The sequence below is a fragment of the Chelatococcus albus genome (assembly GCF_030067675.1).
Lineage (GTDB): Bacteria > Pseudomonadota > Alphaproteobacteria > Rhizobiales > Beijerinckiaceae > Chelatococcus_A > Chelatococcus_A albus.
Genome location: NZ_JASJEV010000001.1, coordinates 361,026 through 373,289, shown reverse-complemented (window position 1 = coordinate 373,289; position 12,264 = coordinate 361,026). Strand labels below are relative to the sequence as shown.

Annotated in this window: 12 protein-coding genes; 5 read left to right on the top strand and 7 right to left on the bottom strand. The window is 69.1% G+C overall.

Going from position 1 to position 12,264, the window contains the following annotated elements:
• The first annotated feature begins 29 nt into the window (after positions 1-29).
• Entirely contained in the window at positions 30-761 is a 732-nt protein-coding gene (gene recO / locus QNA08_RS01695; RefSeq protein WP_283738943.1) for a DNA repair protein RecO, read from the top strand.
• 227 nt (positions 762-988) lie between these two features.
• Positions 989-3,235, top strand: a complete 2,247-nt coding sequence (gene parC, locus QNA08_RS01690) for a DNA topoisomerase IV subunit A (RefSeq protein WP_283738942.1) — start codon at positions 989-991, stop codon at positions 3,233-3,235.
• Positions 3,236-3,541: 306 nt separating this feature from the next.
• Here the strand turns inward: parC and QNA08_RS01685 are convergent, their stop codons facing one another.
• The gene (locus QNA08_RS01685) at positions 3,542-3,919 is read right to left on the bottom strand and encodes a glyoxalase superfamily protein (protein WP_283738941.1); all 378 of its coding nucleotides are present in this window, start codon (positions 3,917-3,919) and stop codon (positions 3,542-3,544) included.
• Between the two features lie 248 nt (positions 3,920-4,167).
• Between QNA08_RS01685 and QNA08_RS01680 the strand changes: the two genes are divergently transcribed.
• Positions 4,168-5,382, top strand: coding sequence for an MFS transporter (locus QNA08_RS01680; protein ID WP_283738940.1), 1,215 nt, complete (start codon positions 4,168-4,170; stop codon positions 5,380-5,382).
• Between the two features lie 13 nt (positions 5,383-5,395).
• Here QNA08_RS01680 and QNA08_RS01675 read toward each other — a convergent pair whose 3' ends face one another.
• On the bottom strand, positions 5,396-6,052 hold the full coding sequence (locus QNA08_RS01675) for a Fe2+-dependent dioxygenase (protein ID WP_283738939.1): 657 nt from the start codon (positions 6,050-6,052) through the stop codon (positions 5,396-5,398).
• A 134-nt stretch (positions 6,053-6,186) separates the two neighbouring features.
• On the opposite strand from QNA08_RS01675, the gene QNA08_RS01670 reads away from it, so the two are divergent.
• Both QNA08_RS01670 and QNA08_RS01665 read left to right on the top strand, forming a co-directional pair.
• Positions 6,187-7,089 carry a hypothetical protein gene (locus QNA08_RS01670; protein ID WP_283738938.1) on the top strand — a complete coding sequence of 301 codons (903 nt, stop codon included), beginning with the start codon at positions 6,187-6,189 and terminating at the stop codon, positions 7,087-7,089.
• Between the two features lie 146 nt (positions 7,090-7,235).
• Positions 7,236-8,459 (top strand): cytochrome c peroxidase, encoded by a 1,224-nt coding sequence (locus QNA08_RS01665; protein WP_283738937.1) that lies wholly within the window; start codon positions 7,236-7,238, stop codon positions 8,457-8,459.
• A 31-nt stretch (positions 8,460-8,490) separates the two neighbouring features.
• Here QNA08_RS01665 and QNA08_RS01660 read toward each other — a convergent pair whose 3' ends face one another.
• From QNA08_RS01660 to QNA08_RS01640, 5 genes are all read right to left on the bottom strand, one after another.
• Entirely contained in the window at positions 8,491-8,928 is a 438-nt protein-coding gene (locus tag QNA08_RS01660) for a DUF1284 domain-containing protein (RefSeq protein ID WP_283738936.1), read from the bottom strand.
• Positions 8,925-9,500 (bottom strand): biotin transporter BioY, encoded by a 576-nt coding sequence (locus QNA08_RS01655; protein WP_283738935.1) that lies wholly within the window; start codon positions 9,498-9,500, stop codon positions 8,925-8,927. The genes QNA08_RS01660 and QNA08_RS01655 overlap by 4 nt, the downstream gene beginning before the upstream one ends.
• A gap of 107 nt (positions 9,501-9,607) precedes the next feature.
• A complete protein-coding gene (locus tag QNA08_RS01650; RefSeq protein WP_283738934.1) occupies positions 9,608-10,354 on the bottom strand; it encodes an arginyltransferase in 747 nt (248 codons plus the stop codon).
• A 79-nt stretch (positions 10,355-10,433) separates the two neighbouring features.
• The gene (locus tag QNA08_RS01645; protein ID WP_283738933.1) at positions 10,434-10,895 is read right to left on the bottom strand and encodes an RDD family protein; all 462 of its coding nucleotides are present in this window, start codon (positions 10,893-10,895) and stop codon (positions 10,434-10,436) included.
• A gap of 78 nt (positions 10,896-10,973) precedes the next feature.
• The gene (locus QNA08_RS01640; RefSeq protein ID WP_283738932.1) at positions 10,974-12,215 is read right to left on the bottom strand and encodes a threonine ammonia-lyase; all 1,242 of its coding nucleotides are present in this window, start codon (positions 12,213-12,215) and stop codon (positions 10,974-10,976) included.
• Positions 12,216-12,264 lie beyond the last annotated feature (49 nt).

Here is a 12,264-nt window from a genome sequence, read left to right as displayed (position 1 = left end):
GAGGGGGAGAGGCTGCGGCATGGACGACCATGGAGTGGCGTGACGACGGCATCATCCTGGGCGTGAAGCGGCACGGGGAGGCGAATGTCATCCTTGAACTGATGACGCGCGACCACGGGCGCCACCTCGGCCTCGTGCGGGGCGGCCGGTCCTCGCGGCTGCAGCCGGCCCTGCAGCCCGGCAACGGCGTGACCGTCGCCTGGCGCGCCCGCATCGAGGAGCATCTCGGCCATTTCGCCATCGAAGGCTCCGAGATGCGCGCCGCGCGCTTCATCGATTCTGCGCTGGCGCTCTACGGGCTCGCCAATCTGACGGCGCTGCTGCGTCTTCTGCCCGAGCGCGATCCGCATCCGCCGATCTTCGAGGCACTGAGCGTCCTCGTCGACAAGCTCGACGATCCCGACATCGCCCCCGCGCTCATGGCGCGCTTCGAGCTCGCCATGCTCGCCGAGCTCGGCTTCGGGCTCGATCTCGGTGAATGCGCCGCCACCGGCGCGACGCAGGAGCTCGTCTACGTCTCGCCCAGGTCCGGGCGCGCCGTTTCGGCGGCTGCAGGCGAACCCTACAGGGACAAGCTGCTCGCCCTGCCCGCCTTCCTGCGCGAGGGCCCGGTGCTCGCGCCCCCCACGCCGCCGGACATCGCCGCGGGCTTCGCACTGACCGGCTTCTTCCTGAATCGCCGCGTCTTCGAGCCGCGCGGCCTCTCCCTGCCCGAGGCGCGGGCCCGCTTCGTGGACCTCGCGCTTCGGTCGGAGGGTTGAGGGCTGCGCACAAGGCACATTATCCCAATCTTGGGTTGCCCGCCTCGTGCGAGATCGGGCGATATGTCACCGCCACGGATGGCGGACAGGCTCGGCCGGCGAGCGACGCCGACGATGACATCATCACCGGCAGCACTCGCTGAGGGCGTGGCGGGCGCCAGCCGTGCTTGCGCCGGGGAGGTTGGTTCGCTATCCGTTCCGCCAGCGAGAGGGGATAGACGACGCGCATGGGCAAGCCGGTCGATCCGCCGTCCGGGGACGGCGTCGAGAACGTCAATCTGAAGGCGGCGCTCGAGGAGCGCTACCTCGCCTATGCGCTCTCCACCATCATGCACCGGGCGCTGCCCGACGCACGCGACGGCCTGAAGCCGGTGCACAGGCGTATCCTGTACGGCATGCGCCTCCTGCGGCTCGACCCCGGCGCCGCCTTCAAGAAATCGGCCCGCGTCGTGGGCGACGTCATGGGTCAGTTCCACCCGCACGGCGACCAGGCGATCTACGACGCCCTCGTGCGCCTCGCGCAGGACTTCGCCCAGCGCTACCCCCTCATCGAGGGGCAGGGGAACTTCGGCAATATCGACGGCGATAACGCCGCCGCCATGCGCTACACCGAAGCGCGCATGACCGAGGTCGCGCGCCTTCTCTTGCAGGGCATCGACGAGGACGCGGTCGATTTCCGCGAGACCTACGACGAGGCCAACAGAGAACCGATCGTCCTGCCGGCGGCCTTCCCGAACCTGCTCGCCAACGGTTCGCAGGGCATCGCGGTCGGCATGGCGACGTCTATCCCGCCGCACAATGTGGCGGAACTCTGCGATGCGGCGCTCTATCTCGTGTCGCATCCCAGGGCGACGTCCGACCAGCTCCTCCATTTCGTCCAGGGGCCGGATTTCCCCACCGGCGGCGTCATCGTCGAGAGCCGCGAGAGCATCGCCGAGGCCTACCGCACCGGCCGCGGCTCCTTCCGCACCCGCGCCCGGTGGACCAGGGAGGAGACGGGCCGCGGCACCTGGGTCGCCGTCGTCACCGAGATCCCCTACGGCGTCGCCAAGGCCCGGCTCATCGAGAAGATCGCCGAGCTTCTGCAGGAGAGGAAGCTGCCGATTCTCGCCGACGTGCGCGACGAGTCGGCCGAGGATATCCGCATCGTGCTTGAGCCGCGCTCGCGCACGGTCGATCCCGCGCTGCTGATGGAGACGCTCTTCAAGCTCACCGAGCTCGAAGCGCGCGTGCCGCTCAACATGAACGTGCTCACGGCCGGTCAGGTGCCGAAGGTGCTCGGCCTTGCCGAGGCCCTGCGCGAATGGCTCGACCATCGCCGCGTGGTGCTGCAGCGGCGTTCGCGCTACCGCCTGGGCGAGATCGAGAAACGGCTCGAAGTCCTCGGCGGCCTGCTCATCGTCTATCTCGACCTTGATCGGGTGATCAAGATCATCCGCGAGGAGGCTGAGCCGAAGGCCGAGCTCATGACGGTCTTCGCGCTCACCGAGGTGCAGGCCGACGCCATTCTGAACACGCGCCTGCGCTCCCTGCGCAAGCTCGAGGAGATGGAGCTGCGCCGGGAGTTCGACCAGCTCACCGCGGAGAAGGGCGAGATCGAGACGCTGCTCGCTTCCGAGGACCGGCAGTGGAAGACGGTCGCCTGGGAAATCCGCGAGGTGAAGAAGACCTTCGGGCCGGAGACGCCGCTCGGCAAGCGGCGCACGGTCTTCGCTGAGGCTCCTGACAACGGCGACATCGACCTGACGGCGGCCATGGTCGAGCGCGAGCCGATCACCGTGGTCCTGTCGGAGAAGGGCTGGATCCGGGCGCTCAAGGGCCACGTGCAGGACCTCTCGTCGCTGCAGTTCAAGGGCGACGACGCCCTGAAGCTCTCCTTCCACACGGAGACGACGGCGAAGATCCTCGTGCTCGCCACCAACGGCAAGATCTTCACCCTCGACGCCTCGAAGCTGCCGGGCGGCCGCGGCTTCGGCGATCCCGTGCGCCTCATGGCCGATCTCGACGAGGGGGCGGACATCGTCACGGCCTTCCCCTACAGGCCTGAGATGAAGCTGCTCGTCGCCACCAGGGAAGGCCGCGGCTTCGTCGTGCCGGCCGAGAGTGTCGTCGCCAACACGCGCAAGGGCAAGCAGGTCCTCAACATGGACGACAGGACGACGGCGCTTCTCTGCGTGCCGGCGGAGGGGGACCACGTCGCGACCATCGGCGAGAACCGCAAGCTCCTCGTCTTCCCGCTGGTCCAGGTGCCCGAGATGGGCCGCGGCCGCGGCGTGCGCCTGCAGAAGTACAAGGACGGCGGCATGTCCGACGCCAAGGTCTTCCGCCTCGCCGACGGCCTGACCTGGAAGGACACCTCCGACCGCACCTGGACGGTGGCGGCGGGTGATCTCACGGACTGGCTCGGCAACCGTGCCGACGCCGGCCGCCTGCCGCCCAAGGGCTTCCCGAAGAACAACAAGTTCGGCGGGTAGGTCGCGGCAGGCACGCCGTGCGCAGGCCGCAGCCCGTCAATCTGCCCGCCCCCTGTCTCCGGCGCGCGGCGCTGGTTCCCGAGAAGGTCGGGGACTGGTCGGCCCATCCCTTCTGCCTGCCCCTGTTCCGGTCGTCGATTCGATGCTGGACGAACAGCCCGTGCGTCCTGGCCGCGCCTCGGCAACCGGGATGGCCGGGGGGCCCGGCCATGCCTTCTTGACCGATCTCGGAACTGCTCGGGCTGCGCGAGCGGTCGACGCAAACGCGTGCAGGGCCCTCCGGACCTTCCCGGTCCCTGAAGGCCCTCAGATCGGCTGGCCGACGTCGATGCGGTTGCCGTCCGGGTCTTCGAGGACGAAGGCTCTGAGGCCATAGTCCTTGTCGCGGATGCCCTTGACGATGCGCAGGCCCTCGCGCTGGCAAAGCGCATGGAGGGCATCCACGTCATCGACCATCAGATGCGCGACGTTGAAGGGCGCGGATGCATGGTCGCGCTGCAGCGTGAGATGGAGCTCCGCCTCGTCCTTCTTCAGGATGGCGAAGCCGACGGGATTTCCATTCTCGAAGACTTTGCGGAAGCCGAGCACGTTCACATAGAAGGTCTGGGCACGGTCCATATCCCGGACGGGCAGCGTGGCGGCGATCCGGCCGAAGCGGATCGTGTGAGCAGGAATGTCGCTCATGGCAGGGGTTCCGTTGGGAGGCCGAGACATCGGCCCCCGACGGTGCGGCAGCCACGGCGACCTCCTGGGACGCTCGATGAGACGGTGCTCACGTACTCTCTCTAGCATGGTCGTCGTCGCCCGGAAATGACAGGTCCCGCCGGGTCTGCGATGCGGGTCTGCAGGCGATGCCCCCATCGGAGGAAACGGGTGGGCGGGAACGGGCGCATGCGGAAACGTGCGGACCCTGGATCTCCCGGTGACCGCACATGTCCTCGACGCCCATTCGCTCCATTGCTCTCGCCTCGGCCGGCGCCCATGCTGCCGATCAGCTCGCCCTCGCAGCCCTGCCGCTGTCGGCGGTGCTCCTCCTCGCCGCGGGGCCGGCCACCGTCGGAACGCTGGTGGCCCTGCAGAGCCTCGCCTGGCTCCTGGTCTCGCTTCCGGCCGGCATCCTGGTCGACGCGCTGAGCAAGCGGACGATCCTGATTGCCTCGCAATCGATCATGGTCGCGATCCTCACGGCTGTGGCCATTGCCGCGGTTGCGGGCAGCATCGCCGGGCTCGGCCTTGCGACCTTCCTCGCGGCGAGCGGAACCGTGGTCTTCGTGCTGGCGACGCAGTCCTGGTTGCCGGGGCTCGTGCCTCGCGGCGATCTCGCGCGCGCCAATGCGACCGTGGAGTTCGCCCGCGCGATCGTGACGCTCGCGGCGCCCGCGCTCGTCGGCTTCCTCGCACAGGCGGGAAGCCCCAATCTCGGCTATGCGCTCGCCGCTTGCTCGGCGGCTCTTGCGGCGGGCACGGCCGCGCGCCTGCCCGGGCAGGCCACCGTCATCGATGCGGCGCAACGGCTGCCGATCCTCACGGCCATCGGCGAGGGGGCCCGCTTCGTCGCCGGCCATCCCTACCTGCGCGCCATCGTGCTCTGCGCGGTGTTCTGGAACTTCGCCTTCTTCGCCCTGACGGCGGTATTCGTTCCCCTCGCGCTCGACCGTCTCGGCTTCGACGCGCGCACGACGGGGCTCGCGCAGTCGGCCTACGGCATCGGCCTCGTCGCCGGCGCCCTCGGCGCGCCCGTCCTTCTCTCCCGGCTGTCGCCGAACCTCGTCCTCCTCGGCGGGCCGGCCGTCTCGGTCGTCGCGGCCCTTCTCGTCTGGCTCGCCCCGCGCGGGGCCGGGTTCGCAGGGATGGCGACGGCCGAATTCCTCATCGGCTTCGGTCCGATGTGCTGGCTCATCTGCCAGACCAGCCTGCGCCAGCTTGTGACGCCGGCGGGCCTCCTCGGCCGCGTCGGGGCGACGATCCAGGTCGCGATCTACGGCGTGCGGCCGCTCGGCGCGCTCGCCGGCGGCCTCGTGGCCTCGTCATTCGGGCTCGATGCAGCCGTCGGGCTCGTCTTCGCGGGGTTCGCATTGTCCTTCGCTGCCATTGCGACCTCGGCGCTGGCGCGCCTGCGGGCAATGCCGGAGCCGGTGGTCGCGTGAACCTGGGCGGGTGTTACTCCGCCCACATGCGCATCAGATTGGCCGAGGTCTTCGCCAGGAGGTCGAAGTCCTCGGTCTTTCCGTGGCGGTCGAACAGGCGCCGGCGAGCGGTGTCGAGATCGAAGAGCAGCTCGCGTCGGGCGGCATCGCGGATGTGGCTCTGCGCCCAGCCCACGGCGACGAGCCGCTCGCCCCGGGTCACCTCGGCCACCCGGTGCAGGGTGGTGGAGGGATAGGCGACGAGATGGCCGGCGGGCAGCTTGACCGCATCCTCGCCCGCTGGCGTCTCGATGACGAGTTCGCCGCCGTCGTCGCTCTCGGGATCGCTGAGGAAGAGGGTGAAGGACACGTCGGTGCGCAGCCCGTCCATCATCGGATTGTCCACATGCGTGCCATAGGCGTCCCCGACGCCGTAGCGGCTGAAGAGGAGCGGGGTGAGCGCCCTTGGGCGCACGGCGAGGTCGAAGACGGCATGGCCGCGGATCTTGGCCGCGACCTCTTCGCGCAGGAGCCGCGCGGTCACCCCGTCGCGCATCTGCTGGTTGGCCTTGACGAGCTTGGCGCCCCAACCCGCCGTGGCGCGCCCGTCCTCGAAGCGGAGGGCGGCGAGCTTGTCGCGCAGTTCGATAACGTCTTCCTGCGACAGGACGTTTGCGATGGTGATGAGCATGGGATCCGCCGGCGTTGACCTTACCTGCGCGTATCAGGTAGCTAAGTGGCTGAAAATACTTAAAGTTTCAAGTTGTAATAATTTGAAACTGCACCGTCTTGAACAACGCGACAAGGTCTCTCGGGGGCAGAAAGATGATGATGAAGCGCAGGAAGATCTGGCTCGGCCTCGGCGCCGCGGCGATGGTGGGTGGCGGCGCGGCGAGTGCGGCCGCACTGGAGGCGGGTCAGGTCTCGGCTCGCACGCCGGAGGCGGCACTCGTCGCGTCCGCCGGCAACAAGGCGGATGCGCGCCTCCGGTTCGCGGCGAACGCGGATCATGCCGGCCACGGCGCCGTGAAGACGGCGGCGGCGGCCGGAGGCGAGGGTGAGGGCGGCGAAGGCGGCAAGAAGGCGAGCGTCGCCCCCGCCGTGCAGTTCAACCACAATCTTGCGCTCATCCGCGGGCATCTCCTCGTCGGCGACGAGCTGGTGAAGGAGGGCAAGTGGAACGACGCCATGGTGCACTTCCTGCACCCGGCCGAGGAGATCTACGGCAACATCCAGGGAGACCTGAAGACCTACGGCGTCGCCCCCTTCGCCGCCGCCCTCAAGGCTCTGGCGCAGACGGTCAAGGCCAAGAACAAGGACGCCTACGAGGGCGCCCTCAAGGCCGTCGACCAGCGCCTTACCGCTGCCGAGGCCGCGGTCAAGGCGAAGTCCGACGACTATACCCGTCTCACGGTGGAGACGGTGCTGGAGCTTCTCGGCACTGCCGGCCACGAGTATGAGGCCGCGGTCGACGGCAACAAGATCAGGGAGACCGTCGAGTATCAGGATTCGCGCGGCTTCGTCTGGTACGCCGAGAGGCTGCTCGACGGCATCTCCACTGATCTGCAGAAGAAGGACGCGGAGGCATTCAAGTCGCTCAAGGCGGACCTCGCCGAGCTCAAGCAGGCCTGGCCGGCGGCCGTGCCGCCGAAGAAGCCTGCCAAGGATGTCGCGTCCGTGCTCTCGGGCATCTCGAAGGTCGAGCTCCACGCCGGCCGACTGATGTGACCAACAGGGCTGTTCCTTTATCGGCAACGGCGCACGCCCGGCGGACGTCGGTCCGCCGGGCAGCCTTGGCGCTCGCCCTGAGCGCGGCGGTCGCGGGCGTGCCCCCCGCCCGATCGGGGGACAAGGACGTCGTACCGGAAGACCTCTTGGCGTGGCGCGCCGCCTTCGCGCGGCCGGCGAGTGTGCCGGTCGCTGATGCGGCGGACCTGTCGCCGGCCCGCATCGAACTGGGGCGGCGGCTCTTCGAGGATCCTCGGCTCTCCGCCAACGGCCTCCTGTCCTGCGCGAGCTGTCACGATTCGAAGCTGTCCTTCGCCGACGGCGTAGCGCTGGGCAAGGGAATCGCCGGCACGCCGCTGGCGCGGCACACGCCGATGCTCTGGAACCTCGCCTGGGGACGCACACTCTTCTGGGACGGGCGCGCCGCAAGTCTCGAGGAGCAAGCGCGCGGGCCCATCGAGAACCCGCTCGAGATGGGGTCGACCGTCACGAAGGCTGTGGCCGGAGTCAGTTCCGACGCCACCATGCGCACGGCCTTCGCCGCGGCGTTCCCCGAGCGGCCGCAGGTGTCGGAAGACAACCTGCTCGCGGCACTCGCCGCCTTCGAGCGCACGCTCGTTTCCCCTGAAACGCGCTTCGACCACTGGGTGAAAGGCGACGACGGCGCCCTGACCTCGGAGGAGTTGGCCGGTTTCCGTCTCTTCACCGGCAAGGCCGGCTGCGTCTCCTGCCACTCCGGATGGCGCTTCACGGACGAGGCGTTCCACGACATCGGCCTGGCCGGCGAGGACAAGGGGCGTGGGGCGATCCTCGGGCTCGCCGCCGCCGACCACGCCTTCAAGACGCCGAGCCTGCGGGAGCTCGCCTGGACGGCCCCTTACATGCACGATGGCTCGCTCGCCACGCTGGAGGAGGTCGTCGACCATTACGTGAGCGGGGTGCGGGATCGGCCGACGCTCTCGGCCGACCTGCCGCGCGGCCTCTCCCTGACGGCGGAGGAGCGCGCGCAGCTGGTCGCCTTCCTCAACGCCCTGTCGAGCGACGATCCGCCGCGTGCCGCGAGCCTGCCGCCGACCGTGCAGGCGAGCGCGCCGGAGCCGGGCGTGAGCGCGACGACGGTGAGCCAGAAGAACAAGACCTTCGCCCCCGGCAGCATCAGGCTCGTGGCCGGCACGGGGCTCACCATTGTCAATGATGACACGCGCACCCATAACGTGCGCGTCGACGACCCGCGGCTCGCCTACAATTCGGCTGCGCAGGAACCGGGCGACAAGGTGGTGCTCACCTTCGGCGAGCCTGGGTTCTATACGGTCACCTGCGGCATCCATCCGCAGATGCGGCTCACCGTCGAGGTGAGCCGCGCCGAGTGACCACAAGGGAGGCGGGCTCCTCGCGGGCCGCCTATTTCTGCAGACGCGCTTCAGGATAGCCCGTCTCGGCGAGGCCGTCGCACAGGCCCTTCCAGTCGCAGCCGGCGCAGGCGCTGCGGATCGAGCCGGCGGCAAAGGCAGCGCGCAGGCGCGCGACGATCTGGGCGGAATAGACGAGGGTGCCGTTCGCGCCGTGCGGCAAGCCGAGCAGGGCAGCGATCTCGGCGCGCGCCAGGTCGTCGCGCTCGCGCACGCGGGCCGTCGCGCAATGGTCGCCGTGGCAGCTTCCCTCCTCGATGAGAGCGGCGCACAGATCGTCCGGCCCTTCGACGATCTCGACGGGAGCGCCGGCGGCGATGCGGCGCACGGCCTCGTCCATGCGCGCGACGAAGTGGGGCGTGTAGCCACGCCCCACATAGGTCAGGATGCACAGTAGATGATGCCCGCGCAGGCGGACGGTATGCGTCACACGCTATCCTTCTTCACGTAACGGGTGAGCCCGACGACCGTCGCGAAGGCGAGCGCGGTCTTCAGGGCGGTGCCGGCCACAAAGGGCGTCCAGCCGAGGCCGATCGCCTTCTCGGCGCCGACGAAGCCGGCGAGATGCGCGAGCCCCGGTGCGAAGAGGAGGAGATGGCCGGCGGTGAGTGACAGGGCGAGCCTGGCCGGCGAGGCGTTCCAGCCGTGGTCGGCGAGCCAGCCGATGAGGGCTGCGGCGAGCAGGAACCCGACGAGGAAGCCGCCCGTCGGCCCGAGGAAGTGAACGTAACCCGCGGCGCCGCCCGCGAAGACCGGCAGGCCGAGGGCGCCCTGAAGGAGATAGGCGCCGACCGTCTCGCTCGCGAGGCGCAGACCGCAGAGCGCACCGATGACGAGCACCGCGTAGGTCTGCATGGTCATCGGCACCGGATACATCGGCACCTCGATCCACGAGGCGGCGGCGAGGAGCCAGCTGCCTGCGAGAATGACGGCGAGGCGCCGGGCGGCGGAGCCGGCGGCGAGACGTGCGACCGGCAGGCGGGCGAGGGTCTGGGAAGCCATGAAGGAGCTCGTTCCTTGCAGTTCCTTGCGTTGCGGATGCGCACAGTCGCCGGGAGCCGATGCCCTGGTCAAGCGGCACGAACGCAGACAGGGATGCGGGCCTCGTCTCAGCCGAAGCGCGTCCAGCCCTGTGGCATCAGGCGTTCCTGCGGCAGGAAGCGGGCCTTGTAGTCCATCTTGCGCGAGCCCTCGACCCAATAGCCGAGATAGACGAAGGGCAGGCCGAGCCGGCGCGCCTTGGCGATGTGGTCGAGGATGATGAAGCTGCCGAGGCTCCTGTGCTGCAGCTCGGGATCGTAGAAGGAATAGACCATCGACAGGCCGTCGGCGAGGATGTCGGTGAGCGCGACGGCGACGAGATCGCCCTGGCCGCGGCCGTGGATTGCCGTATCCGGTCCGCGTCTGCGGTATTCGACGAGGCGGGTCGTGACGTGCGTGTCCTCGACCATCAAGGCGTAGTCGAGAACCGTCATGTCCACCATGCCGCCATCGGCGTGCCGGGCATCGAGGTAGCTGCGGAAGAGTGTGTATTGCTCCGAGGTCGGGATGGCTTCGCCCATCGTGCCGACGAGATCGGCATTGTGCTTCAGAACCCGCCGGAAACTGCGGGACGGCTCGAAATCGTCGACGACGACGCGCACCGAGACGCAGGCGCGGCAGCTTTCGCAGGCCGGCCGGTAGGCGATGGTCTGGGACCGACGGAAGCCGCCCTGCGTGAGGATGTCGTTGATCTCGGCGGCGCGCTTGCCGACGAGATGCGTGAACACCTTCCTCTCCTCCTGGCCGGGTAGATAGGGACAGGGGGAGGGAGCGGTGAGGTAGAACTGGGGTGCGTCGCGAGGCTGTGTGGTCACGCTCTCACCCGCAGGCTCGTCCGCCGGCGACCGCGCCGGCTGAACGATGCTAGCACTGGATCGGCCGCCCTCAAGAGCGTCAGACGCCCACGCGCACCACGGTGACGCCCGTCAACAGATCGTGAAGCAGGCGGCGGTCGTCGCGCACCAAGCCGATGAGGATGTCGAGGGCGAGCAGCAGCATCGTGCTCGCCGCCACGTAGAAGAAGAGGGCGTGCGCGCCCGCGATGATCGGATCCACGCGGGTTCCGTTCTGCCCCGTGACCTTAAGTCCGAAGAGGCGCATGCCGATGGTCGCCTGCCTCCGCCCGCCGACCGTGGCAATGCTGTAGAACACGCCCGTCGCCGCGAGGATCGGGAAGAGGAGCCAGGCGATCCCGAGCGTCACGACCCCGAGCAAGGCGATGACGACCGCGAGGACGAAGGTGAGGACGGCAATGACGCAGAGGTCGACGAGATAGGCGACGAACCGCCCGCCGAGAACACCTCTGGTTTGCAGGCCTGAATTCGGCGCCGTGACGGCACGCGGGTCGTTGCTCATGCCGAGCCTCCGATGGCTTGTCGGCGTCCCATATGGTGAACCCCGAAAGGCGGGGCCAGTCTCAGGCCCACGCTGCTCTCAAAATGCCGTCTCGGAGAGGCCGCGCGCATCGATGCGCTGGGGCGCCAGGCCGTCCGCGGTCAGTGCCTCCAGAACGGCACGCGTATGGTCGGCGTCGCGCGTCTCGACGGTGAGGTCGATCGTCACGCCCTTCGCCGGCACGTCGAGGAAGAGGCGGCCGTGCGACACTTCGAGAATATTGGCGCCGAGCTCGCCGAGGCGACTCGTGATGCGCCCGAGGAGGCCCGGCCGGTCGCTCGACGTGATGCGGAAGGAGATGATGCGGTCCTCGCGCTCGAGCTCGCGCACCATCACGGAAGCGAGGAGGCGCGCGTCGATGTTGCCGCCGCAGAGCACGAGCCCGACCGTGCGGCCGCGGAAGCGCTCGGGCTCGCTGAACATGGCGGCGAGGCCGGCTGCTCCGGCGCCTTCCGCCATCGTGCGCTGGAGCGTGGCATAGGCATAGACGGCGTGCTCGATCTCGGCCTCGTCCACGAGGAGGATATCGGAGACGAGGCTCCTCACGATGGGCAGCGTCAGCGTGCCGACCGTCTTGACGGCGATGCCCTCGGCGAGCGTGGGGCCGCCGATGGGCTTGTCCTCGCCCGTGATGGCATTGTGGAAGGAGGGATAGAGGGCCGCCTCGACGCCGATGATCTCGATGCCGGGCTTCACGCCCTTCGCGCCGGTCGCGATGCCCGAGCAGAGCCCGCCGCCGCCGATCGGCACGACGAGCACGTCGAGGTCGGGCTCGTCGGCCAGCATTTCGAGCGCGATCGTGCCCTGGCCCGCCATCACGGCGGGATCGTCGTAGGGGTGCACGAAGACGAGACCCTCCGCCTCCGCGATCTCGCGGGCGTGGGCCGCGGATTCGTAAAGCGTCTCGCCGAAGAGGACGACACGGGCGCCGTGGGCGCGGGTGTTCTCCACCTTCACGAGCGGCGTCGTCTCCGGCATGACGATCGTGGCGGGAATGCCAAGCCGCTTGGCGTGATAGGCTACCGCCTGGGCGTGGTTGCCGGCCGACATGGCGATGGTGCCGCGCCGGCGTTCGTCCTCGGTGAGGCCGGTGAGCTTCACGGTCGCGCCGCGTTCCTTGAAGGAGCCCGTCACCTGCATGTTCTCGTGCTTGACGAAGACGCGGGCGCCGGTGAGTGCGGAGAGGCGCGGGGCCGGCATGAGCGGCGTCCGCAGGACCTGGCCGGCGACGATGTCCGCCGCGGCCAGAACGTCGTCGAAGCTGATGGCTAGGGGGGACAAGAGCGGCGGCTCCCTTCGGCGTTTCCTTGTGTTCTAGCGACCTCGGCCC